We start from the raw sequence: 25,118 nt of genomic DNA, 5'->3' as shown, positions 1-25,118 counted from the left end.
AGCCTCCTCAGATGTCTAAATTCTCCACTTCTTTGGCGTGCGCCTGAATGAATTCTCTTCTCGGGAGGACTTCGTCGCCCATCAAAATGGAGAAAATTTCATCGGCGGCAATTGCGTCTTCAATTGTGACCTGAAGCAAGGTTCTGGTTTCGGGATTCATGGTGGTTGACCAAAGCTGCTCGGGGTTCATTTCACCGAGACCTTTGTAGCGTGAAACAGTCACGCCTTTGTCGCCGATTTCTTCGAGTTTTGCTCTCAGCTGCTTGTCGTTGTAAGCGTAATATTCCGATTTGCCTTTTTTGATTCTGTAAAGCGGCGGCTGAGCGATGTAAACGTAGCCGCTGTTGATGAGATCGGGCATGTAGCGGAAGAAGAATGTCAGAATGAGCGTGCGGATGTGCGCGCCGTCAACGTCGGCATCGGTCATGATGACGACTTTGTGGTAGCGGAGTTTGTCCATGTCCATGTCGTCGCCCAGGCCTGCGCCGAGCGCTGTGATGAGCGACGCGATTTCGGCGTTTTTAAGCGCTCTGTCCATTCTCGTCTTCTCGACGTTGAGGATTTTACCTCTGAAAGGCAGAATCGCCTGAAATGCGCGGTTTCTGCCCTGTTTGGCCGATCCGCCGGCAGAGTTACCTTCGACAAGATAGAGTTCGCACAAGGAAGCGTCACGCTCGGAACAGTCGGCCAGTTTGCCGGGCAGGGTGCTGACTTCAAGCGCGCTTTTTCTGCGGGTCAGCTCTCTTGCTTTTTTGGCGGCTTCTCTTGCTTTTTTGGCGAGAAGTGCTTTTTCCAAAATGGCGGTGGCCACTTTCGGATTTTCTTCGAAGTATTCGGAAAGGCCTTCGGTGACGAGGGAGTCGACAATGCCTTTGATTTCGCTGTTGCCGAGTTTTGTTTTTGTCTGGCCTTCGAATTGGGGTTCTAAGAGTTTGACGCTGATAATTGCGGTTAGGCCTTCGCGGATATCGTCGCCGCTGAGTGAGGCGCCGTCTTTGGAATTGTCCAGATTATTCTTTTTGATGTAATCGTTGGCGACGCGGGTCAAAGCGGATTTGAAGCCGACCAAATGCGTTCCGCCTTCGGTTGTGTTGATGTTGTTTGCGAAAGAGTGGACGTTTGAGTTGTAGCTTTCCGTGTACTGCATGGAGATTTCAACATCGGTTCCGTCTCTTTGGCGTTCGAAATAAATCGGCGTGTCGTGAAGAACAGTTTTGCCGCTGTTTAAATATTTGACGAACTCGATGATGCCGCCTTCATAGTAAAGGTCGTGGTATTTTTCTTTGGTGTCGAGCGTTCGTCCGGATTTCTTTTTGCTGCCGGCGCTTTCGTCCTCATCATCTTCGCCGTCGGATTCAAATTCGATGTCGGCGGTAACGTCGGAATCATCTTCCGCGATGTCGCCGAATTCATCTTCGCCTGTGTTTTCGGGAAGTCTGAGATCTTCGGTGATGATATGAATGCCTTTGTTGAGGAAGGCCAATTCTTTGAGGCGGTTGAGCAGAGTGTCGTATTTGAAGTCGGTTGTTTCAAAAATCGTTTTGTCCGGCATGAACTGAATGGTTGTTCCGGTTTTGTCACCTTCGTATTCGCCGACGGCTTCAACGCCTGAGGTGGGAATGCCGTAAGCGTAGGTTTGGCGGTAGACTTTGCCGTCTCTTCGGACTTCTGCAATCAGCCATTCGGAAAGCGCGTTGACGACGGAAACACCGACGCCGTGAAGGCCGCCGGACACTTTGTATGTGTTTTTATCGAATTTGCCGCCGGCGTGAAGAATCGTTAATACGACTTCGAGCGCTGATTTTTGGTATTTCGGCTGGATGCTGACGGGAATGCCTCGGCCGTCATCGACAACGGTCACGCTGCCGTCTTCGTTAATTGTCATCCGGATGTTTTTCGCGTATCCGGCAAGTGCTTCGTCGATGCTGTTGTCAACGACTTCGTAAACAAGATGGTGGAGACCGCGCGCGTCCGTGCTGCCGATATACATGCTCGGTCTTTTACGGACGGCTTCGAGGCCTTCCAAAACTTGGATACTGGAACCGTCATAGTTTTTTTGTTCGTCCATGAAATAATTCCTTCGTGTGTGTATTTTTGTGTTATTTTTAAAAGAAAAGCTACGTTATTTTTAAGAGAAATTTTAAGAGAAAAGATAAGTTTGAATTTTAAGAACTTCAAGAATTTCAAAGCGATTTTCGTATGTCTCCTGCAATTGATTCTGTCAGCCGCCAATGGTCCGCTTAAAAATTTGCAGAGTAGGCTAATGAATTTGTATAAAATGCAGTTTTCAAAGGTTTGAATTTATGGCGCCCGAATTTGTTTTTAGGCGCAAATATTTGAAACAGAGTATTTTTCAAAAATTTTTGAATTTTCAAAGAAGAACAAACTGAAAAAAACATTTTTGAGATTCAATTTGTCATTTGACAAAAAACGGAATCAGCAGATTAGTTTTTCAGTCCGGAAAACTCTGTTTAATTTTACATATTTTAATGACAAAAAGAGGGTTTCAAGGCATATAAATATATCGACGCAATTCATTTTTCCAATCCTGTTTTTAAGACCAAAAAATGAGTATTATTTTTCAAGAAATATGAATTTAATTTATCATCCTCGCCGATTTTCTAAAATTGAACCATCCGACCCCGTTTTTCAATTCCCGGAAACCGAAACATCCGATTTTCACAACTTTTCAAACCCGAACCCCCTCTTCCCTGAAAAGAAAAATCAAAAAACGGGGTTCGTTTTTCTTTAACTTTTAAAAAAACCGATGTTTCGTTTTAACAATAAAATAAAAACACAAAACCGCAATTTAAATCCGATAAACCTTATGAACCGCCGTTTAAATCTGATAAACCTCATGAACCGCCCCTCCAATCCGAATTTTGTGAGCGCAGCGAGCAAAATGAGGATTGGAGATTCGTCCCAATGATCTCAATTAAATCAATGAACCGTTTCTATAGGTTCTGTTTTCGCCATTATTTTGCCGATTGTGCTGCCGGCCGCCATTGCTGTGCTGCTGCTGTCCGCTTGCTGTCTGCCATATGCATCTGCTCTTTTTTATAGCAGCCGTTCGCTTCGCGAACGTGAGCACAGCTACCTTACCGATTCCGTTTGCTGTCGCTGCCTTACCGATGCCGTTTGCTGCCGCCACCTTACCGATTCCGCCTGCCGCCGCCGACAGCTGCTCACGCGCGCGAGCTGCTCCGTTTTTCAAAAAAAATATTGAAAAAACCGTCCCTCGATTTTTTATTTAAAAATAATCGGCGAATATCCTTCAACGCTATTCCAAACGCGTTCCGCTTCAAATCCTGTCAGTTCAAAGATAAACGCTTCAATCACCATGAAAACCTGATTCTCTTTTCGGACGCATCCGATCTTCCCGTCTTCGGCTCTGCCGAGGCCTGCGTGAAGGTGAATAACCGGTTCGCCGTTTTCTCTGAACAAGTTGCCGGCACCGACGATTTCGTGCGCTTCTTCAAAACTTGTCCACATTTTGTTCGGCGGGCGCTCGTTCTTTTTCGGGCCGACAACCAAGTTGCCGGATTCGATTGCGCCAAGAAGAACGAAAGTTGCGGTTTGAATGTTTTCCTTGTCAGCAAGTGTTTTCAGTGATTCTAATAAATCTTCGCCGTGGTCCATTCTGACGGTAAAAACACGGCCGATTTGTCCGACTCTGTAATCCATGAAAAAGAGTTCTTACTTTTGGGTTAAAAAAGTATTGACAAAAAGAAAACAAAGAAAACAAAGAAAACAAAGAAAACAAAGAAAACAAAGAAAACAAAGAAAAAGAAAACAAAACTGAAACAAAAAACAAGAAATAGAGAAGTGAAAAGATAAAAAACAAGAAATAGAAAAGTGAAAAGATAAAAAACGAAAAAATGGAATAAATAAAGCGGATTTAAAATCCGCTTCGGTTTATCAAAAATCAGACAATGCTTGCCTTAATAATTTTAACATCCTGAGCCGGCTTGTCGCCTCTTGCGGTTTTGACGGTGCCGATCTTGTCAACAACGTCCATGCCTTCGACGACTTCGCCGAAAACGGGGTGCTTGGAGGATCCCGGGGGCTTGTCCCAGTCAAGGTAGGTGTTGTCAACGAGATTGATGAAGAACTGGCTGCCGCCGGAGTTCGGGCCTGCGTTGGCCATGGAGATGGTGCCGCGGACGTTGGAGGAGCCTTTCACGAATTCGTCGGGGATGGAGTATCCCGGACCGCCCATTCCGTTTCCGTTCGGGCAGCCGCCCTGAATCATGAAGTCAGGGATGACGCGGTGGAAAATGATGCCGTCGTAAAAGCCGTTTTCAACGAGCTGTTTAAAGTTGCCGGCAGTGACCGGCATGTTGTCGTACAATTTAATTTTGATGTTTCCCATCGTGGTTTCAAATAAAACTTCTGTCATAATATTTCCTCAATTTATCTCCATTTTCAATAGGATATGAGTTAAATGAAATTCATTTCAAATTCAATAATTTCAAAATAAATGAAAAATGAAATCAAAAAATAAAGCGCGGAGAGGGAGATTTGAACTCCCGAGGTGCGAGGCACCACCGGTTTTCAAGACCGGCGCCGTGGGCCGCTTGGCTATCTCCGCAAACGTTAAACGTTCGGCTGCAAACTGCAACACATAAACACGATTCGGATATATAACAATTTTTCAAAAATGAACAAAATGAAACAAAAATGAAAAAATAAAACGAAAATGAAAGAAAAATGAAATGAATGAAACGGAATTATTCCGTTTATTCAGCCTTCTCTTCCTTTTCTGCTTTTTTCACGGTTTCAACGTAGCGGATTTCTTTCAGGTCGGTGTTTTCCAAAACTTCATTGGCCAACTTGCCTTTCATGAAAAGCCATCTCTGGTTGAAGGTGATTCCCGTCGGGATCTCGATTTCGGCGACATCGCCGCTGACTTTCACGTCGGCATCCTGAACGCCTGTGTAAAGCGCGAAAAGACCTTTGATTTTCTCTTCGGGAGTGTCCAAAGATGCTTCAATCTTATAGCTGTAGGTGACGGATTTTCCGGCAAGCGGACTGTTGAAGTCGATTGTTGCGCGGCGGCCGATCACTTTTGTCACAACGCCCTGGCGGCCGTCCTGTTCGATGACCATGCCGACCTGAGCTTTGCCGTCTTTGAATTTGGAAGTTGAGACAGACTGAATCAAATCTTCGCGGGGCATGCCGAACGCATCTTCCGGACCGATGGTCACTTCGCCTTCAGCGCCGACATCTTTGCCTTCCAATTCCTTGTCAAGACCCGGAATTGTGTGGCCGTAGCCGATCACAATCACATCGCCGCCGTAAAGGCCCTGCGGTGTGTAAACGTTTTCTGCTTTCGCAACTTCTTCTTCGGTTGTGTCAAAGACCTTACCGTCTTCCATTTTACCGGTGTAGTTTAACCGGATAAAATCTCCTTTCTTCAATGCCATGGTAATCACTTTTAAAAGCGGAATCGCTTCATGAGCGAATCCTCTGATTCAATAAATAATCAAAATCAAATAAACCGTAACGCACAGGCGTTTTCGGCAAAAGGCGTTATTTATACGATAACACGTTTGAATGAACCGTAAACAGGATTATTCCTTTAATAACCTTTTCCTAAATTCGTTCTTTTATTTATTTGAATAATTTTATCAACTATTTATCGACTTTAATTTTATCAATTTTAATTTTATTGATTTTAATTTTATTTTTTTGATTTTCATCTTTTTAAAAATAATTTAAAAATGAATAAATAGGATTGCAGAATAGGAATTTTGTTCAAAATAAGGAGGTCAATAATTTATGGCAACTTCATCTTACACAACAAGGCTTATCGTCAGAAATCCGAAATCAATCAAAATATTGGAAGAGCTTTTGGCCGTTCAAGATTCTCATCTGGCACCCGAAGACCCGGAGGTAGATGTTTTTGAGGAAATGCGAAGATGTCATGAACTCCTCTGATTCTTTTTTTGTTTTGGATTTTTATTCATATGTCGAAACAAAAAAAACACTGCCTTCCAAAAACAAAAACGAACAAAATAAAGGAGCGTTAATTGAAGAGATTGAAGATTTTCAAAACGGAACCGGTACAAAATCCGAATTTTGGAAACAGATTCAACAGGAAATGCGTTTACGTCTGGCTCATTTTAAATCAAAAGATGCGGATTTGGAGGAATACATTACTTCAGGGAAATTCGTAAATTTTGAAATGAATTTTCATTGCCGAAATTATTTCATTTTGTCTGCTTTTCCGCAAGTCTGTTCAAAAAAAACGAAAATCCTTTTTGTTCGGATTGCTGCGCATTTTCATTAAATGGAAACTGTTATCGAGTATTGGGATACTTTTCATTAACCGGAAAATCACTTGAAGTTGAAAAACTTTTAAAATTCCCGGCATCTCCCGCATTGGGAAAAATGTCAAAAACGCCTTCTAAAAACATGAATAACGTTGAAACTTATTTAATCGGCCATCTTTCCAAAAATTATTACAGAAATTATAATGAAGAAATTTCGGGACATGACATTTTTATCCGAAGTTATGAGTATATAAGACAAGTAAACAAACTCCTGGGAATCAACATCATCCGTGTTGATTGCGGAAGTGATCTTCGGTTGATTCAATTTTATAAAAATGAAAAATTCCGAATTTTGGGCTTAGTTCCCAGAAAACAAAGAAATTCAAATCATCCGTCCGAAAACATGATTGTCATGGTCAGAAATATTTATTCGTAATTGCTAAAAATGCCGGATTTAAAAAAAGAATATGAATAATTTATGAAGCGGATGAAATGAAATTTGACATTCCATTCCACTTGCCGCTTTTTATTCAAAAGGAATACATTTACTTCTTCAGCTGTTTATACAAACGCGCTTGGAATCCGTGATATTTACAGAATCCTTCCGCATCTTTCTGATCAATCGTCTGACTGTCAAAAGACACCAAATCTTCGGAATAAAGCGCGAACGGAGAATCACGGGCAACGATAATCAAACCGCCTTTGTAAAGCTTCACCTTAACGGTTCCGGTCACACGTTCCTGAGTTTTGTCAATAAACGCATTTAAATCGGCGTAAAGCGGCTCGTCTACGAGTCCCTGATAGGCAAGTTCGGACCATTGAGAATCAACGCCGGCCTTGAACTTAAGCTCGGCGCGGGTGAGCACAAGCTGCTCCAAATCTTTGTGCGCTTTTAAGAGAATCGTTGCGGCCGGGTGTTCGTAATTTTCACGGGCTTTGAGGCCGAGCACGCGGTCTTCCACCATATCGGAGCGACCGACACCGTTTGCGCCGCCGATCTGATTCAACTTTTGAATCAAATCGTACCCTTTCATTTTTTGACCGTCCAAAGAAACGGGAACACCGTTTTCAAAACCGATGTCAATCACTGTTGCTTTGTCGGGCGCGTTTTCGGGCGACGTTGTCCATTCGTAGATTTCTTCCGGCGGAACAAAGCTCGGATCTTCCAAACGGCCGCCTTCAATGCTGCGGCTCCAAAGGTTTTCATCAACGCTCCACGGCTTGTCTTTCGTTGCGGCAACCGGAATGTTATGGCATTTCGCGTATTCGATTTCCCATTCGCGCGTCAGATTGCGTTCGCGCATCGGCGCAATCACATCTTTGCCGGTGGAACGGAAAATCGTTTCAAAACGAAGCTGGTCGTTTCCTTTGCCTGTGCAGCCGTGCGCAAAAGCGGAAGCGCCTTCTTTCTCGGCGATTTCAACCACTTTTTTGGCAATCAGCGGACGGGCAATGGATGTTCCCATCACATAACCTTCGTAGTCGCCGTTCGCTTTAATGAGCGGGAAAATGTAGTCGGAGACGAACTCGTCTTTCGCGTCAATCGTATAATGCTTGTCGCTGATGAGTTTGGCTTTCTCTTCCGCGTTTTTGACTTCCTGCTCAGGCTGGCCGACGTCAACGGAGACCGTAATCACTTCGTCGAACCCGTAATCCTCTTTGAGCATCGGAATGCAGACGGAAGTGTCAAGGCCGCCCGAATAGGATAAAATTGCTTTTTTTGCCATGATTTCACCTTAAATTTATTATGATTCTGATGAATATTTTTACTCGTAAAGTTTTGCCATCGTTTCGCCGGCAATTCCCATAACGGCGCCGGTTTCTTCGGCAACGCCCAGATCATAAAGAACCTGTTCCAGCTCGGAAAGCGTTGTCATGATGTTTGTCGGGGTTGTTGCGCCCATGGAACCGATTCTGAAAATCTTGCCTTTCAGATCGTCCTGACCGCCTGTGATAATGACGCCTCTTTTGTTCAGCGCTTTCTTGATGTCTTCACCGCTGATTCCCGCAGGCGCTTTCATCGCGGAAACCGTGTTTGAATAACTGCTGACTTCATTAAGCTGCGGGAACATGTCAATGCCGATGGCTGTGACGGCGTCGCGGACGGCTTTGGTCATTAAGTAGTGTCTTTCAATTCTCTTGTCAAGACCTTCTTCTTCAATCATTTTCAATGCTTCCTGCATTGCAAAGAACAAAGAAACGGCAGGTGTGTACGGTGTTTCTTTCAATTCTTTGGAGGCGCTCTTGTGATAGGCGACCAAGTCCAAGTAATACGGACGGGTTGTCACGTTTTCCATTTCGGCAAGCGCGCGTTCGTTTGCGGCAACCATGGAAATTCCCGGCGGTGCCGCAATACATTTTTGGGATCCGGTAACGGCAATATCAACATTCCATTCATCGACGCGGATGTCGTCGCCGCCGAGGGAAGAAACAACGTCTAAAATGAAGTAGGCGCCGTATTTCTTGGCAAGCGCGCCGATCTCAGGCGCCGGGTTGCGGATTGCAGTGGATGATTCATTGTGAACCATTGTAATTGTTTTGATGTCGCCGGCCGCAAGTTTTTCTTCAACGGCGCCCAAGTCAACAGACTGGCCCCATTCGAATTCGAGCGGAACGACAGTTCCGTATTTGCCGGCCAATTTCTTAAATCTCTGGCCGAATTTGCCGTTTTCAATCGCGAGAATTTTGTCGTCTTTGCTGTTCAAACAGCCGACGGCCGCCTCCATGCCGGCGGTTCCCGACCCGGAAATCACGGAAATGTTTTCGGGCGCGGTTTTAAAAAGCGCTGCTGAAATTCTCTGACAGTCGTCGTAGATTGCGGAGAATTCTTTGCCGCGGTGGTTAATCATCGGTTTGGCCATTGCCATCAAAACACGGTGCGGAACCTCGACCGGTCCGGGCATCATCATTAATTTGTCTTCGGTTTTAATCATATTTTGTACCTGCTGTGTTTCATTTTGCCGTTTTTGTGACAGATAAAATTTAATTTTTTGGTAAAATCTTTTCGGATTTAGACGAATAAAATCACTTCAAATAATAAATTTAATGCTTATTTTTCTTCTTGTTTAAAAAATCCGAGGTAATTTTCATTTTTTCTGTTAATTCCTATTATTATTACGTTCATTTTATTCATTTTATTCATTATTTCGTTTTTCATTTTTCATGTTTTCATTTTTCATGTTTTCATTTTTCGTTTTTCATTTTTCGTTTTTCATTTTTCGTTTTTCATTTTTTTATTTTCAATAATTTGTTAATTGGCACATAAATTCATACATAATATTATATATGATATAGTATGTTGTAACAAATAATATTGTAATGATTACAATTAATTTGAAATAACAAAAAGGAGGCGTTTTATGGGATTTCAAGTCGGAGCGGCATTGTTAGATGCCTGCGTCCTTTCCATGCTTCAAAAAGAAGACACATACGGATATGTTTTGACGCAAACGCTCAAAGAGATTTTGGGGATTTCGGAATCTACATTGTATCCGGTTCTCAGAAGATTACAGCGGGACGAATATCTGACGACATACGACCAGCCCTGGCAGGGGCGGAACAGAAGGTATTACGCAATCACGGAAAAAGGAAAAGAACAAGCAGAAGAGTACAGAAAAGAGTGGAAAATTTACAAAAGCAACATAGATAAATTGTTGTGCGGAGATGGTTTGAGTGAATAAAAGTGAATTTATGGCGGAACTGGAAGCGCAGCTTTCAGAGATTGACGAACAGGAGCGGTCAGATGCGATCGCATTTTATAATGAATATTTTGAAGAAGCCGGTGCTGAAAACGAGCAGGATGTCATTGAAGAATTGGGAAGTCCGGCTCAAGTAGCCGCGCAAATTAAAGCGGATGCTGCCGTAAAAGAAATTCAGGCCGATACGCCTCCCGTCAAAAAAGGGATTTCTGCAATCCGGACCGTTATTTTAGGAATTCTTGCATTGCCGGTTGCTTTACCTTTACTTTTGCTTGCGGCAACAATTGTTTTTGTCATTTTAGTCATAGCAGGCGCGCTTATATTTGCATTGGCTGCTTTTGTTGGAGCTTTTCTCTTTTCGAGTTTTGTGATAATGGCGGCAGGTATCAGCGTTTTATCTTCAGATTTCGCCGTCGGAATATTTTATATCGGCATCGGATTGGTGTTTATCGGAATTACCTGGCTTTCGGCAATTCTTGTCTATCTCGTCTCTCGCGTGATGGTCAGCGGCATTATAAAATTAATTAATTACATCCGAGTACAAATTCAAAATTATTCGACAAAAAAAACAAATCGAAACGGAGATGAATCTAATGAATAAAAAATCAAAAGGACTGAAAATTTTAATCATTGTCGGCTTGATTATAACGATTGCCGGCTTGATATTAGCAATGGTCGGATTCGGATTAGGCGGATTTAAGTCAATTGAATCAGGGCCGGACGGATTTTATGTTTCCGATTTTGGTTTCGGAGTGACAGGTAAGGAAAAAATCAATACCGGCGAACTCTCAAATGTTAATGTCGAAAAGAATTTAAAATCCGCCTTCAAGGAAAGCAATGCAACGACCGGCTCGAAAAATGACGATACAGAAAAACAATCAAACGGTTGGATCAATGCAGTCCGCCTTTCCTTTTTGAGCTTTTTTTCCGGATTTTAATTTTTTAATATTTTTATTTTTTAAGTTTTGTCTATTAAGTTCTGTCTAATTTAAAGTTCTGTTTAATTTAAAGTTCTGTTTAATTTAAAGTTCTGTTTAATTTAAAGTTCTGTTTTTAATTTTTTAAACTCTTCTTTCGTCAGCTTTTTGAAATATTTTTCATTCCGTTTCGCTTCGTCCTGATCAATCGTTCGGGCAACGCGGCACGGATTGCCGTAAGCCACCGAATTTGCGGGAATATCTTTGGTCACAACGCTTCCGGCGCCGATAACAGAATTGTCGCCGATTGTAACGCCCCCCATAATGGAAACGCCGCCGCCGATCCAAACATTGCTGCCGACCGTGATCGGATATGAATATTCAATGAATTTGTTGCGAATTTCAACATTAAGCGGATGCCCCGTCCCGTAAAAACCGACGTTGGGGCCGATCATCACATTGTTTCCGAATTTGATTTTCGCGCCGTCAAGCATCACGCAATTCATATTTGTAAAGAAATTACTGCCGATTTCAATATTGTAACCGTAATCGCAATAAAAAGGCTGCTCGATTAAAAAGTTTTTACCGGTTTTGCCGAACAATTTCTTGATAATTCTATTTCTTTTTTTGAAAGCAGTCGGCTTGCAGATATTGTATTTATGATACAATTTTTTGGCGCGGTGGCGCTCTTTTTCAAAAGATTTCAAAGCGGAATCATAAAGAAGTCCGGCGGCAGCTTTTTCTTTTTCGGTCATCATAAAGATCAGTTTAAAAATTGTAAATGAATTGTAAATTATGAATTTAAATTAAATTTTAAGCAAATCAAACCAAATAAAAATCAAATCAAATTAAATCAAATCAAATCAAATCAAATTAAATCAAATCAAATCGAATCAAATCAAATCAAATCAAATCAAATCAAATCAAATCGAATCAAATCACAATCGAATCAAATCACAATCGAATCAAATCACAATCGAATCAAATCGAATTGAATCAAAATCAAATAACAATGAAGTTAAAAATAAATGAACGGCTGAAATTGAAAATTAAAAAATTAAAATGAAAATCAACCGCATCGAAGACACCCAAATCAAAGTGAGCGGGCTGAATCAGCCGTTGACGATTTTCATAATATCGCTTTTTGTAATCACGCCGGTCACGGCGCCTTTTTCCATCACAAGAACCGCCGGGCTGCGTTCCAAAATGTGCGAAACCGTCAAAACAGAAGCGGTTTGCGGAACCGTCGGGAATGATTCTTCCATTAAATCGGAAACAATGATTCCGGCAAGCGATTTTCGAACGGCAATTGTGCGGACGACAACGCCCTCGGACAAACTGCCGACGGGAACGCCGTTTTCAATGACCGGAAGCTGAGAAATGCCGTTGGCGTTCATAATGTGAACAGCTTCTTCAAGCGGCTGTTTCGGCTGAATATGAATGACGGGAGAACTGATAATATCCTTGGCAACAATCTGCTGTTCTTTTTTGACCTCGTCAAAAGCGGTCAGAATTTTAGCGACCGTTGAAAGACGCGGATCGACATCGCTCATCTCAATGCGCGCAATCAAAGGCTGACTGACACCGGCACGCTTGGCCAAATCGCTTTGCGTTAAACCGAGTTCAATTCTCTTCTTTTTTAAATCCTCAGGTGTCGGTAATTGCATAAGAAATATTACTGAAAGTAATAGTATATAATTATTCAGACTTTAAAAAAACAAAATTATTACTTTTAAGTTATAAATGTCATGACAAAATAACTCCAAATTTTAAAAAACACGACGAATATAGGAATAAATTTATCATGACTTTTGAGATATTTAGATACATTATATATATTTTGAAAAATATCTCTTTCATCAATAATTCTTAAAATTAAAAAATAACAGTTGCTGATGCCTTTTAACGGTTTGAAAAATATGACCGGCACTTCTCTATTAAAAGATCCGATTTCAAAAGAATCTTTCAAAAAATCCGCGGCGGATTACTTCAAAAATATGTTTGCTTTTGATCTCAAAGCGGGCTTTATTACAGCCGTCGTTGCTTTGCCGCTGTCAATCGGTTTTGCCGTCGCCTCAGGCGTTGACCCGTCCATGGGCATTTACACAGCAGCTGTCGCCGGTTTTTTAGCATCCCTTTTCGGCGGTTCCAAATTTTCAATCACCGGGCCGACCGGAAGCATGGCCGTCGTCGTTTTGGCGGCAATGGGACAATACGGACTGGAAGGACTTTTTTTGGCAACCGTTCTCGCCGGCCTCATTCAAATTCTTTTGGGCGTTTTAAAACTCGGAAAAATCATCAAATTCATGCCGCTTCCATTGATGTCCGGATTTACGGCAGGCCTCGGACTGATGATCATTGTCGCCCAGATTCCGAACGCTCTCGGCATTGACATTCCCGAATACGATTCAACACCCGAAATGCTCCTGCTTGTTTTAGAATCGCTCGGCAGCATCAACCCGATTGTAATTCTCATGACGATTGGAACGATTCTTTTAATCCGCCTTCTGCCGCGCCTGACAAAAAACAAAAAATACCTGTCCTCTGTCCCGCCGACAATTGTTGCGCTGATTTTGGCCGTCATTATCCTGTTTGTTCTGCACTTGGAAATTCCCACTGTCGGCGCAATTCCGCCGAAACTGCCGACATTTTCACTCTTCAGTATCTCATTGGGACTTGCGCTGAACGTCCTTCCGTTTGCGCTGATGCTGGTCCTCCTCGGAACACTGGAATCCCTCCTCTGCGCCGTGGTCTGCGACGGAATGACGGCAACAAAACATGACAGCGACCGGGAACTCATCGGGCAGGGCATTGCAAAAGTCGTCACACCGTTTTTCGGGGGCCTCCCGTCAACAGCAGCGATTTCCAGAAGTACGGTCAACATTCGGGAAGGCGCAAAAACACGCGCCAGCGGATTGCTTCATGCCGTGTTTCTGCTGCTGATTATGCTGTTTTTCGGCGGCGTCGGCGCTTATCTGCCGTATGCATTCGTTGCAGGCGTTTTGTTTACGGTTGCGCTCCCGATGGTCAACTTGCGCGAATTCAAAGTCATGCTCAACTATGACCGCGGCAGCGCGGCGATTTTCGGCATCACATTCATTCTGACTGTTTTTACAGACATGCTGCTCGCCCTTGAAGTCGGCATTCTGCTCACAATGATCAAATTCATGTATGACATGGCGCAGTCGGTTCAAATCAACACGATGGAAGAATACGATTCTACTGACAGCACCGAGCAGATCCGCATGCTTCATGACAAATTCGGGGAGAAACTGGCAATTTACACAATCAACGGACCGTTTTTCTTCGGCGCCATGAATGTTTTTGACCAAAAAGTCGATGTCCACCTGCCCAACAAACGCCGCGTCATCATCATACGCATGCGCTATGTTCCGTACGTTGATACGACAGCCGTTTCCCGATTGAATGAATTCATTGAAAACCGCAATAAAGAAAACAAATACGTTTTAATTACCGGCATACGCCCGACCGTAAAAAAATATTTGCTGCGCGATGAAAAATTTGACAAACATGTCCGGAACAAAGAAGTTTACCTCTTCGATACGACAGAACTTGCAGTCAAGTATGCCGTTAATGAAATATTTCCGACTTTTGAAAACAAATAATCACGCACGTTCGTGTTTTTTGATTCATATCAAAATGTATGCCGTTCGCGCGTGCCGCAGCCGCCGGCAAAAACGGCCGGATTTGACTTTCCGTCTTTGAATCCGAATATTTATATCTTCTTAAAGAGTATCACAAAAAAGTTTTCACAAATTTATTACAAAATCCAAAAACGGCTGATTAAATTTCATAATTTCACACAACTGATGAACGGACGGTCTATCGGGTGGCAGGTTCCTTTTCCAATACTTCCGGAAAATCCTTTGAGGGTAGGATTTCCGCACTCAGACAGCAGGCCAAAAAATTTTACACGCCGACCGTTAAGATTTCTTTTATTGCGATTCTCATCGGCATTCTGACCGGACTTTTAATCGGCGTTTACACATTCCTGATGGACACGCTCAGCAGCACGTTTTACGGCGGCAGTTCTGTTTTTGAATATTACGGCATTCCGCGGTGGACGATTATTCTCGTCCCGATGCTCGGCGGTTTGGCGGTCGGTTTAATTCGAAAATATTTCTTAAAAACACATTACGGCGTTGAAAGCGTGATTGAAGCGTCGGCCCTTCACGGCGGCCGCCTGAAAGCAAAATACGCGCTTGCCGAAGCTTTTTTGTCCGTCATCACAATCGGAACCGGCGGATCGGCCGGCAAAGAAGCGCCCGGCGTTTTAATGGGCGCGGGTGCCGGATCGCTTGCCGCAAAAGTGTTTAATCTGCGCGGCAAAAGTCTTCGGATTTATCTCGGCTGCGGCGCCGCTGCCGGCATTTCCGCCGCGTTTAACGCCCCGCTTGCGGGAATTGTTTTTGTCGTTGAAGTGATTTTCGGCGAACTTGAAGCCAAAACATTTATTCCGATTGTTCTTTCTTCGATTTTTTCAACATTCGTGTTTCAGGCTTTTTTCGGGTCGGACACGCTCAGTTTCCCGCATTACAGCTTGGCTCAGCCGCTTTATGAATTCTGGCTTTTCCCCGTTCTCGGCATTTTAGCGGGATTGGCTTCTGTTTTTTTCATCAAGATTTTCTATTTCATCCGTGAATTCTTTAAAAATTTAAAAATCAGCAGCGTTTTCAAACCCGCCATCGGCGGCATTTTGGTCGGCATTATCGGCTGGTATTTCCCGCAGGTTCTCGGCCTCGGATACGATGTGATGATTGACGCCGTTGCCAATCCGCTGCCGATTATGCTTTTGCTGGCATTGATTGTCTTAAAAACGCTCGCCTTCTCATTTACAATCGGCTCAGACGGTGCCGGCGGCTCAATCGTTCCGTCCATGTTTATCGGCGTCATGCTCGGCTCGGCTTTCGGCCTCATCTGCGATTCGCTCATTCCCGGCCTTTCCGTGAGCCAAGGCGCGTTTGCCATTGCCGGGATGGGCGCGGTTTTTGCGGGAACGTCCAATGCGACTTTTACATCCATCATTCTGCTCATGGAAATGACGCAGGACTACGGCCTGATTTTGCCGTTCATGGTCGCCTGCGTTCTCAGCAATGCGGTTGCGCGTAAAGCCAATCCCGAAACCATCTTCACCGAAATGCTTCGCCGGAAAGGTTACACCATCCGCGGCGGCCGCGAAATCGATGTCATGGAATCCATCCTGGTCAAAGATTCGATGTACCCGCACCCGCAAACCGTTTTTGAAGACAATTCCATTGAAGCGCTCGGTGCGATTATGCAAAGCAGCAAACACGCCGGATTTCCGGTGCTTAACCGCGGCGGCGAGCTGACCGGGCTTGTCACGATTAAAGACCTGCAGGAAAAAGCCGATCCGGAAGACGAAGAGCAGAAAATTAAGGATATTATGACAACGGACGTTCTTGTTGCTTATCCGTTTGAAACGCTGGATGTCGTTTTGGACCGGATGGTCAGCCGCGATGTTTCCCGCCTCCCCGTCGTGATGAAATCGAATCCCAAAAAGATGGTCGGAATCATTACGCAAAAAGACATCATGAACGCGTACAACAAGAGTGTTCTGACAAAAGTGCAGCAGCTCGGCGACGAAGACGAATATTCGGATGTGTCGGAAGAAGATTTCGAAAAAGAATCAAATTTCGAAAAATTGAACAATTGATTTTTCATACCTTCTTCAAATTATCTTTTTGTGAAATAATCGATTAAAACATCTTTGATGTTATTGTATCGGCGCGCATAAGAGTTTTCGACACGTATGAGCGGAAATCCGTGTTCTTTACAGATTTTTTCCTTTTTTCGATCTCGTTTTTGAACAATCTCATTTTCAACATGTTCTTTTCCGTCCAATTCAATTGCAAAAACGGGCCATTCCCCATCATTTCTCTTTTCATAAATTACAAAATCGAATCGGCCTGTGAAAAATAAATCATTCACAATCTCGCCCTTATTAAAAACATGGGCTATCGAAACTTCTTTTTTCACCGAATATTTTCCCGAATGAACCGGAATATTGTCCAAAGCATGACTGAGCGTTTGTAAAAACATTTCTTCCGTATCTGTACTGTATGGTTTTATACCAAGAGCGCGTGACGACGGCGATTTTTCGGTTACTTTTGAAACGCCGTTTGTTTTGACATAATTCACCAGTTCGTATATGTCATCATCCGTTGTTCCCGCATGCAAACGATTTAAAATTACGTCATCACTGATAACAATCAATTGTTCTTTTGCGCGTGATGTCGCAACATTGATCAATTCTTTACTGTTTTTAAGCCAATCGTATGTTTTTTGACTTGTCTGGTCCGTTAAAGCCAATGAAAACAAAATCACATCTTTTTCATCCCCTTGAAACGCGTGAACTGTTCCGCAAGGAATGCCATTTAGACCCTCGGCAAGCAATTTGTCCGCGATCAATTTTCTTTGATTCACAAAAGGCGTGATTATGCCGATTTTTTTCTGAGGATTTGCTTTAATAAAATCAACAATTGTTTCGGCTTCTTCTCTGGATGAGTTTTTAACAGAAACAGCAGTGCTTTTGACATCAACATACATCAAAGCATTCGATATCGATTCCTTTTTCATTAAATTCAACTTATTGTTGTAATATTTCTTGTTGTTAAATTCAATAATTTTACTGTCACATCTGTAATGATTGCTGAGTAAAATTTCATCACTGACCGAATCACAAGCCAAATATGTTTTGTAAATTGAATTTTCGATATAATCATATTCCTGAGAAATGTTATATTTGTTTTTTAAAATCGCATTGTTTTGTCTATCTAATAAAATGACCGGATTCAACTGCTGCGGATCGCCGACAAGCGTTAAATTTTCTCCTCTAATGATCGGGATAAGCGAGACGGCTGTGTTGCACTGTGAAGCTTCATCTATAATAACCATATCAAAATATTGTTTTGGTTTTCCAAGACGTCGTGCCGAAAGACAGGTTGTTGCAACAACGGGGAAAATACGCAAGAAATTTTTAAAATTTTCATCGTTGCTTAAATATTTATTAAATTCTGCAACACGATCATCATTTTTCTCCGAATATACAATCTCAATCAATCTTTTATATTTCGGTTCATGCAAACGCTTGATATATTTCTCTGAAATATTTTTCAAATATTTCATCAAATCATCCGAATCCTCAGGCAGATACGTCAAAGCTTCCTCAACCGGAATATTCCCCAACAATTCCAGTTTTTCCATTATCCTTTTTTGATGCACTTTCATGACGCTTTCAAAATGTTTTTGACTTACTTCGGCAAGTAAATCATCAATTGTTTCTAATCTTTCATTTAAGTCACGGATTTCTTCATACGTTTCCAATAATCCGTTTAATTTCTTCGCTAAATCAGTTTGTGAAGGGGAATCAAGAAGCTGATTTGTATTCTCTTCATTTCTATTTCGGCTGTTTGTATTTTCAAAATTTACATATTCTGTATCAGTATGCTCATACAAAACACGGATGTAATCAATCGCTTCATTTACTTTTTGTTTATTTCCAAGGCGAATGATTGGCAATTTTATTGATATATTCTTATATTTCAATTGGGAAACAGATTCAAAAACGCCGTCAATCGGATGATTATTATATGATGTAAATAAAACAGTTCTGTTATTATAAAATGCAGTAATTATCGTATTTACAATTGTGTAAGTTTTTCCTGTGCCGGGCGGTCCTTGAATATATGCAAGCGGATATTTCATCGCTTTACTGATTGCCAGCAGTTGGTCCATATTTACTTTCTTATCAATCAGGGCAAGCGGATAGGATTTACGCCGAACAGGGCGTTTTGTTAATTCGCCAAAAAAAGCCCGAATCGGAATTGTCGGGGATTCTTTTTGGTACATTTCTATAATCCCTTGATATTCTTTTTCCAAATTGACAATATAATTTGTATCAATTGCAATCATATACGGAATATCATCAACGACAGGTTTTCCCGGATAACGCTGAGCAATGCAATCTTTAATCATTTCAAGATTCGGTTCAATGTCGTTCAGTAAATCTAAATTTTCTTCATCCAAATATCTTTGAATACTTTGAACTGTGCCATTTACCGTAAATTCAGAACAGAACGTAATTTCGTTTGACGGGAAAAGTGTTTTCTCGATGACATTAAAATAAAGCCGGCGATATCCCAAAACGTAAAGTCCGTCTTTTGAATGAATGCTGATGACATTAAGCGCAAGATTTCCGATGGGTTTTTTCTCATTTGCCGTGCTTTGGAAATGACGAATGACAGATGAATATTGTTCATCATCCAATCGATAATCTCCGTCTCGGAATCGATCACTGTCAAGTCGGGGAATGAGCGCATGCTCAAACTTTTGTAAAACACCGTCCAATCGATTACAGTCGGACAGATAATTTAAAATTTTTAAATTCGGAATATGCCCGAATAAATCTTTGTATCGGGCCGGATTATTTTGAATGTCATCCACCAAAGATTGATTTACGGGGCAGTATGTTCCGTCAAGAACAGTTGATACTTCAATTGAATCAATATACATTTTCAATTCAATTACAGTCTGTTTTACAAGATGCAATGCATCCGCAATTATTGTTTTTGATGCAGGATCTATATTTTTTACGGCTGCCCAATAATATGTTACCTCATCTCGTTTGTTTCGATATTTTATGCTTAACCATTTTCCTTCATGGATCGAACGGAAGAGATTGCGGCAATTGTTGTCCATAACTATAAATCCGGTAATTTTTCAAAATAATTTATATGACAGATGTGTAATTCATCTAATAGTTTTGCTTTAAAATAATCAAATTATATTTTAATCCATTTATCAAAAAATAATAATTATTGTAATTCAGGCGACAATTATGACAGCAATTATGAGAAGCGATAATGCTAAAAAAGGACTTGAAAGAGCCGCCAACCGCTCTTTGCTGAAAGCTTTGGGGCTCACGGACTCTGAAATCGACAAGCCGTTTATCGCGGTGGTCAACTCTAAAAATGAAATCGTTCCGGGACACATTCATTTGGATAAAATCGGCGAAGCCGTTAAAGCCGGCATCCGAAATGCCGGCGGCGTTCCTTTCGAGTTTCAAACCATCGGCGTCTGCGACGGCATTGCGATGGGACATGCCGGCATGCGCTATTCCCTGCCGAGCCGCGAACTGATTCAGGACACCATTGAGGTGATGGTCCGCGCGCACCAGTTTGACGGCATGGTTTTGATTCCGTCGTGCGACAAGGTTGTTCCGGGACATTTGATGGCGGCCGGGGAACTGGACATTCCGGCCATTGTTGTGACCGGCGGTCCGATGCAGCCCGGTTTTGCCGACGATTCGGACTTGGATTTGATTTCCATGTTTGAAGGCGTCGGCGCCGTTAAGAGCGGCAGCATTTCTGAAGATAAACTGAAAATGCTGGAAGACAACGCCTGCCCCGGATGCGGTTCCTGCTCGGGCATGTTTACGGCCAACTCCATGGCATGCATGACCGAAGCGCTCGGACTTTCTCTTCCGGGATGCGCAACATCGCCCGCAGTGGACGCAAGCAAGATTCGTTTGGCCAAAGAATCCGGCGAACGGATTGTCCAAATGGTCAAAGACGGCACAACTGCACGAAAGATTGTGACGCCGAATTCGTTTGAAAACGCCGTGATGACGGACATGGCAATCGGTGGCAGCAGCAACACGGCGCTTCACCTGCCGGCCGTTGCCAATGCGTTCGGTATTGATTTGACGCTGGATGATTTCGACCGTCTCAGCAAAAACACGCCGCATCTGATTTCTCTGCGTCCGGCAGGCTCCTGGTTTATGACGGACTTTGACCGCGCGGGCGGCATTTACGCGATTTTTGAAAGACTCGGCGCCCGCATTTTCAAAGACGAACTGACGGTAACCGGAAAAACAGTCGGCGAAAACCTGAAAAATCATGTTTTGGTGAATCCGAAGTTCAATCAAAAAGTGATCATGACGGTGGAAAATCCTGTTCACAAAGAAGGCGGCATCGCCGTTTTGAAAGGCAGTCTCGCGCCCGACGGCTCTGTCGTCAAGCAAGCTGCGGTCAGCGAAAAAATGATGATTCACACAGGCCCCGCCCGCGTTTTTGACAGTGAAGAAGACGCGATGACTGCGATTATGAACGGCAAAATCGTTGCGGGCGATGTTGTCGTGATCCGCTACGAAGGTCCGCGCGGCGGCCCCGGAATGCGTGAAATGCTGTCCCCGACAGCGGCGATTGCCGGCCTCGGCCTCATTGAATCGGTCGCGCTTGTCACAGACGGCAGATTTTCGGGCGGCACCCGCGGTCCCTGTATCGGCCACGTTTCTCCCGAAGCCTCGGAAGGCGGACCCATCGGTCTCGTCAAAGACGGTGACATGATTGAAATCGACATCCCAAAAAGAAAGCTCAACGTTTTAGTTGATGAGAAAACGCTCAACGAGCGCCGCAAAACATTCAAGCCGGTTGAAAAACCCGTTGACGGATACTTGAAAAAATACAGGAGAACAGTTCGCTCAGCCAATTCCGGCGCAATTGTTGAATAATTAAAGATGAGATTCGGGATTTCCCGAAATCTCTTTTCTTTTTCGTTTTTTCATTTTTCGTCTTTTGTTTTTTTCCGTTTTTTTTATTTTTTTCGTTTTTCTTTTTGCATTTTCCTTTTTGCACTTTCCCTTTTTGCGTTTATTGAGTTTTCAAAACAAACATCGTTTTTTTAAAAATTGTAAAAATTTGAACTCCGTTTTTTGATTGAACCGCTCTTAAGATCCTGTTTTTTCGGGGCTTATCGGGAGTTCGGGTTTGCCGAAAATTCGAAAAATCGATGTTTCGGCTTGAAACAAATACAGCAAACCCCACTCCAAATTACGAATTTCGGGCGACGCGAAGCGGCGAACGAAATCGGAATTTGGAGAGGTTTTCAAAAAAAAGAAAAATTAAAAGAAAATGCAATACATTTTTTCAAGTCTATTTCCACCGTTTTTCATTTTTCATTGGATTCGCGGGACGAATTTCCAACTCCTCCTAACGCTTGCTGGCGCTCACGAAACTCGTCGTTGGAGGTGGTTGTTTTGGTTTTTCAATAATTTTTCAAAAAAAAAGAAACATCGTTTTTTTAAAAATTGTAAAAATTTGAACTCCGTTTTTTGCTTGAACTTCTCTTAGGATATTGTTTTTCAGGGTTTATCGGGAGTTCGGGTTTGCCGAAAATTCGAAAACCGATGTTTCGGCTTGAAACAAATACAGCAAACCCCACTCCAAATTACGAATTTCGGGCGACGCGAAGCGGCGAACGAAATCGGAATTTGGAGAGGTTTTTCAAAAAAAGAAAAATTTAAAAAAACACAATTCTATGTTTAAAAATTCAGTTTAATTAATTCTGTTTGCGATTTTTCGTTGAATTCACGGGACGGATCTCCAACTCCTCCTAACGCTTGCTGACGCTCACGAAACTCGTCGTTGGAGGTGGTTGTTTTGGTTTTTCAATAATTTTTCAAAAAAAGAAACATCGTTTTTTTCAACTTTTAAAAACTTGAACTCCGTTTTTTGCTTAAACTTCTCTTAAGATATTGTTTTTCAGGGTTTATCGGGAGTTCGGGTTTGCCGAAAATTCGAAAAACCGATGTTTCGGTTTGAAACAAACACAACAAACCCCGTTTCAAATTACGGATTTGGAACGACTCAAAACGGCGAACATAATCAGAATCAGAAGAAAGTTTTTCAAAAAAGAAAAATCAACGAAAACGCAATTCATTTGTTGAAAGATCAACGAAAATCGCATACCGTTTTAAAAAACCAAAAAAAAACAAATCTGTTTTTAAAAACCAAAAAAAACAAATCCGTTTTTGTTCAAAAAAAAGAAAACGGGCGCCGCCCGCGCGCGCACACAGCACACAGCACGCCGCACAAGCCCGCAGCCCTCCGGTCACCGCTTACGCAGCATCCTGAATATCAACATCAATGACATCCAATTCATCGACTTTTGCGCCGACGCCGAGAAGTCCCGCAATGCTCGGAACTGTTCTGCCTTCGTCGCTTGACGTCAGTTCCTTGACATAAAGGCCGCCGTCGCAGTGAACTTTGACCCAGGCGACATCGAACGTCCCTTCCGTTTCCGTCCGCTCCAATTCGGCGGTGTGAACGGTACGGTTGCGGCACAAATCAGCGCGCCTGTGTTTGACACGGTTGGGCGTGTTCTGATTGATTTCCTTGCCTTCCAGCTCTTTTAAAACAGATGTCAGCGCTTCCGTCGTCACCGGCGATTCAAATTTGATTTTGAGGCGGTAGGTTTTTGTCGCCTTTTCCGTCTTCAATTTTTCAACCATATCCTTGCCGCAGATTGAAAGCTTGGACACTTCCACCTTGCCGGCGGCATATTCGTTGATTTCTTTCTCCAGCGCTTCCAAATCCAAAGTTCGGACCAGCGGCGCTTTCGCTTCCAAAACGAAAGGCCGGCCCGTGCCGAGCATCAGCGCGTCAATGTCTTCCCGACCCGCGCCGTGGAAAACGACATCTTCGGACTCCGACGCTTTCCAGAGCGGATAGCCCGCCAGTTCGCCGACAGATTCCGGATACTGCTTGCCCGTTCCGCCGCAGTTGTCGCATCCCTTGCCGTGACAATTACGGCAGGGCCATTTGGTCTGCGGAATGCCGCGCACCAATTTTTGATATCTGCCGTAAATGTAAATCGAGCGGATGTTTAAATCCGCTTCCTTTTGAGCAATATCAAACGTAATCATCACATCAGGATTTGAAAACGCAACCATTTTGCCGGTTTTCTGCGAAATGATTTTTCCGATTTCACGGTTCAGCTCGCTTTTCAGCTGCTCCGCGTACGCCGTTCCCGCCTGTTCCCAAAGAATTTCTTCATTCTCGCTCAAAAGACCGCTGAGTTTGGTGCCCGCCAAAAACGTTTCATACTCGATGCCCTGCAATTTTTCAACCGCCAAATCCGCCCAAAAATCCAAATTTTTGAAAATATCCAAACAAACCCAGCATTTCTCGGCAACAGGCTCGGCATCGCCAAGCTCCGTTTTGTTTTCCTTGGCCAGCGTTTTCTGCGCGTGAACGCTTGACGGCGCAATCTCTTCCAGCAGCGAAATATCCCCCGCATCTTTGAAACGGCGATCGGCGTCCATTGCAAGTGTAAGCTTCACAGATTTGCCGCGCTCGTCATTAGAAAGTCCCGTCGATAATTTCGCGAACTGACGGCCGAGACAGTGATCGCAGATCGGTCCTTCGGCAATAATTTTTTCGGCAATTTCAAGAATCGTTGTCATTTTTTCTCATCTCCCTCTTCTTCGTCCTTTCTCATTTGAAGTGCTTGAACAAATCGTCGCGTTTCATCTTATGGAATTCATTTTTCAGATGCGAAACCAGCGGGCGGATGTCGCCGGCACGGGCGGCAACGGGCGCAATCAAAGCTCCGCTTTCCTTCCACGGCCCTTCCTCATAACCGAAAATTTCGGCAATTTCGCCGAGCAGCTCATCCTTTTCATCTTCTTTGACACGATCCATTTTATTGGCCGCAATAACCGTAATAATGCCCATTTCTTCCAAAAAGTCGTGAAGTTCCAAATCAATCGGAATCTCGTCGCGCGCATCCCAGCGCTCAACGATTTCAACAAAAGCCGGACCGTCAATAACCTGAACCGCCAAATAAATCCGGTCGGCATGCTCTTCAATGTACCGAACAATTGTGTTCTTCACATCTTCCGATTTTTCCGGCGTCACGCCGGACATAAAACCGAATCCCGGCATATCCGTAATCAAAAAATCATCAAAATAAAGGTGCGTCGGCTTCAGCGTCACACCCGGCCGTTTGCCGGTCCGGACATTCCTTCCGGTTAAACTTTTCAAAAGCGTGGACTTGCCGACATTCGAACGGCCGACAAAAACGACTTCAAAAGTCACGGCATCGTTCTTCTTTTCAATTTTTTCCATCGTTTTGGCTTTCTGGCGGGTTTTTAATTTCGCCAGATTCTTCTTTCTCTTAATGCCGTGTTTCGGCTTATGGGACACGGGAGGGGCTGACATTGTTTATGACCTCTTTTATTTTTGGCGGTGATTGGCGATTGAGTCATCCAGTGAATCAATCCAACTGTACTGGAAATTTAATAATTTTAAATTTAATAATGATTTGTAAATGATTCAATAAACTGATTGATTCAATAAACTGATATGTAAATTAACATAAATTGTGCATTTAAACTGATATAAATT

19 protein-coding genes and 1 tRNA gene are annotated in these 25,118 nt (G+C 43.1%); 8 read left to right on the top strand and 12 right to left on the bottom strand.

Features of this window, described 5'->3' with window-relative positions; all coding sequences use genetic code 11:
* Positions 1-7 precede the first annotated feature (7 nt).
* Entirely contained in the window at positions 8-2,068 is a 2,061-nt protein-coding gene (gyrB, locus tag MmiAt1_RS02250; protein ID WP_318785277.1) for a DNA topoisomerase (ATP-hydrolyzing) subunit B, read from the bottom strand.
* Between the two features lie 942 nt (positions 2,069-3,010).
* On the opposite strand from gyrB, the gene MmiAt1_RS02245 reads away from it, so the two are divergent.
* Positions 3,011-3,226, top strand: coding sequence for a hypothetical protein (locus MmiAt1_RS02245; RefSeq protein WP_318785276.1), 216 nt, complete (start codon positions 3,011-3,013; stop codon positions 3,224-3,226).
* Between the two features lie 20 nt (positions 3,227-3,246).
* Here the strand turns inward: MmiAt1_RS02245 and MmiAt1_RS02240 are convergent, their stop codons facing one another.
* The 4 genes from MmiAt1_RS02240 to MmiAt1_RS02225 form a co-directional block, all read right to left on the bottom strand.
* On the bottom strand, positions 3,247-3,684 hold the full coding sequence (locus tag MmiAt1_RS02240) for a PPC domain-containing DNA-binding protein (RefSeq protein ID WP_318785275.1): 438 nt from the start codon (positions 3,682-3,684) through the stop codon (positions 3,247-3,249).
* Positions 3,685-3,925: 241 nt separating this feature from the next.
* The gene (locus tag MmiAt1_RS02235) at positions 3,926-4,399 is read right to left on the bottom strand and encodes a peptidylprolyl isomerase (protein WP_318785274.1); all 474 of its coding nucleotides are present in this window, start codon (positions 4,397-4,399) and stop codon (positions 3,926-3,928) included.
* 107 nt (positions 4,400-4,506) lie between these two features.
* Positions 4,507-4,591 (bottom strand) — tRNA-Ser (locus tag MmiAt1_RS02230).
* A 148-nt stretch (positions 4,592-4,739) separates the two neighbouring features.
* Positions 4,740-5,426 (bottom strand): peptidylprolyl isomerase, encoded by a 687-nt coding sequence (locus MmiAt1_RS02225; protein WP_318785273.1) that lies wholly within the window; start codon positions 5,424-5,426, stop codon positions 4,740-4,742.
* 355 nt (positions 5,427-5,781) lie between these two features.
* Between MmiAt1_RS02225 and MmiAt1_RS02220 the strand changes: the two genes are divergently transcribed.
* Positions 5,782-5,940, top strand: coding sequence for a hypothetical protein (locus MmiAt1_RS02220; RefSeq protein WP_318785272.1), 159 nt, complete (start codon positions 5,782-5,784; stop codon positions 5,938-5,940).
* Positions 5,941-6,820: 880 nt separating this feature from the next.
* Here the strand turns inward: MmiAt1_RS02220 and MmiAt1_RS02215 are convergent.
* Both MmiAt1_RS02215 and MmiAt1_RS02210 read right to left on the bottom strand, forming a co-directional pair.
* Positions 6,821-8,002 (bottom strand): argininosuccinate synthase, encoded by a 1,182-nt coding sequence (locus tag MmiAt1_RS02215; protein WP_318785271.1) that lies wholly within the window; start codon positions 8,000-8,002, stop codon positions 6,821-6,823.
* 39 nt (positions 8,003-8,041) lie between these two features.
* Positions 8,042-9,208, bottom strand: a complete 1,167-nt coding sequence (locus MmiAt1_RS02210; protein ID WP_318785270.1) for a pyridoxal-phosphate-dependent aminotransferase family protein — start codon at positions 9,206-9,208, stop codon at positions 8,042-8,044.
* A gap of 426 nt (positions 9,209-9,634) precedes the next feature.
* Here MmiAt1_RS02210 and MmiAt1_RS02205 point away from each other — a divergent pair, with 426 nt between their 5' ends.
* Genes MmiAt1_RS02205 through MmiAt1_RS02195 form a run of 3 tightly spaced genes read left to right on the top strand, consistent with a single transcriptional unit; the run spans position 9,635 to position 10,911 of the window.
* On the top strand, positions 9,635-9,955 hold the full coding sequence (locus tag MmiAt1_RS02205) for a PadR family transcriptional regulator (protein ID WP_318785269.1): 321 nt from the start codon (positions 9,635-9,637) through the stop codon (positions 9,953-9,955).
* Positions 9,948-10,574, top strand: a complete 627-nt coding sequence (locus MmiAt1_RS02200; RefSeq protein WP_318785268.1) for a DUF1700 domain-containing protein — start codon at positions 9,948-9,950, stop codon at positions 10,572-10,574. The genes MmiAt1_RS02205 and MmiAt1_RS02200 overlap by 8 nt, the downstream gene beginning before the upstream one ends.
* A complete protein-coding gene (locus tag MmiAt1_RS02195) occupies positions 10,567-10,911 on the top strand; it encodes a hypothetical protein (RefSeq protein ID WP_318785267.1) in 345 nt (114 codons plus the stop codon). Before MmiAt1_RS02200 ends, MmiAt1_RS02195 begins: the two co-directional genes overlap by 8 nt.
* Before the next feature lie 101 nt (positions 10,912-11,012).
* On the opposite strand, the gene MmiAt1_RS02190 is transcribed toward MmiAt1_RS02195, so the two are convergent.
* Positions 11,013-11,648, bottom strand: coding sequence for a sugar O-acetyltransferase (locus MmiAt1_RS02190; protein ID WP_318785266.1), 636 nt, complete (start codon positions 11,646-11,648; stop codon positions 11,013-11,015).
* A gap of 354 nt (positions 11,649-12,002) precedes the next feature.
* A complete protein-coding gene (locus MmiAt1_RS02185; protein ID WP_318785265.1) occupies positions 12,003-12,557 on the bottom strand; it encodes a CBS domain-containing protein in 555 nt (184 codons plus the stop codon).
* Between the two features lie 252 nt (positions 12,558-12,809).
* Here MmiAt1_RS02185 and MmiAt1_RS02180 point away from each other — a divergent pair, with 252 nt between their 5' ends.
* Complete coding sequence (locus MmiAt1_RS02180) at positions 12,810-14,516, top strand: SulP family inorganic anion transporter (protein ID WP_318785264.1); 1,707 nt, start codon at positions 12,810-12,812, stop codon at positions 14,514-14,516.
* 224 nt (positions 14,517-14,740) lie between these two features.
* Complete coding sequence (locus tag MmiAt1_RS02175; RefSeq protein WP_318785263.1) at positions 14,741-16,585, top strand: chloride channel protein; 1,845 nt, start codon at positions 14,741-14,743, stop codon at positions 16,583-16,585.
* A gap of 20 nt (positions 16,586-16,605) precedes the next feature.
* Here the strand turns inward: MmiAt1_RS02175 and MmiAt1_RS02170 are convergent, their stop codons facing one another.
* The gene (locus MmiAt1_RS02170) at positions 16,606-19,479 is read right to left on the bottom strand and encodes an AAA domain-containing protein (protein ID WP_318785262.1); all 2,874 of its coding nucleotides are present in this window, start codon (positions 19,477-19,479) and stop codon (positions 16,606-16,608) included.
* Positions 19,480-19,780: 301 nt separating this feature from the next.
* Between MmiAt1_RS02170 and ilvD the strand changes: the two genes are divergently transcribed.
* Positions 19,781-21,442, top strand: coding sequence for a dihydroxy-acid dehydratase (gene ilvD / locus MmiAt1_RS02165; RefSeq protein ID WP_318785447.1), 1,662 nt, complete (start codon positions 19,781-19,783; stop codon positions 21,440-21,442).
* Positions 21,443-22,828: 1,386 nt separating this feature from the next.
* Here the strand turns inward: ilvD and MmiAt1_RS02160 are convergent.
* Together MmiAt1_RS02160 and engB are read right to left on the bottom strand one after the other, a co-directional pair.
* Complete coding sequence (locus MmiAt1_RS02160) at positions 22,829-24,175, bottom strand: tRNA pseudouridine(54/55) synthase Pus10 (RefSeq protein ID WP_318785261.1); 1,347 nt, start codon at positions 24,173-24,175, stop codon at positions 22,829-22,831.
* Positions 24,176-24,206: 31 nt separating this feature from the next.
* Positions 24,207-24,839, bottom strand: coding sequence for a GTP-binding protein EngB (gene engB, locus MmiAt1_RS02155; protein WP_318785446.1), 633 nt, complete (start codon positions 24,837-24,839; stop codon positions 24,207-24,209).
* Between the last annotated feature and the right edge of the window lie 279 nt (positions 24,840-25,118).

Origin of the sequence: Methanimicrococcus hacksteinii, from assembly GCF_032714515.1 — an archaeon.
GTDB classification, from domain to species: Archaea; Halobacteriota; Methanosarcinia; order Methanosarcinales; family Methanosarcinaceae; genus Methanimicrococcus; species Methanimicrococcus hacksteinii.
This window is presented reverse-complemented; position numbering and strand designations above follow the sequence as displayed.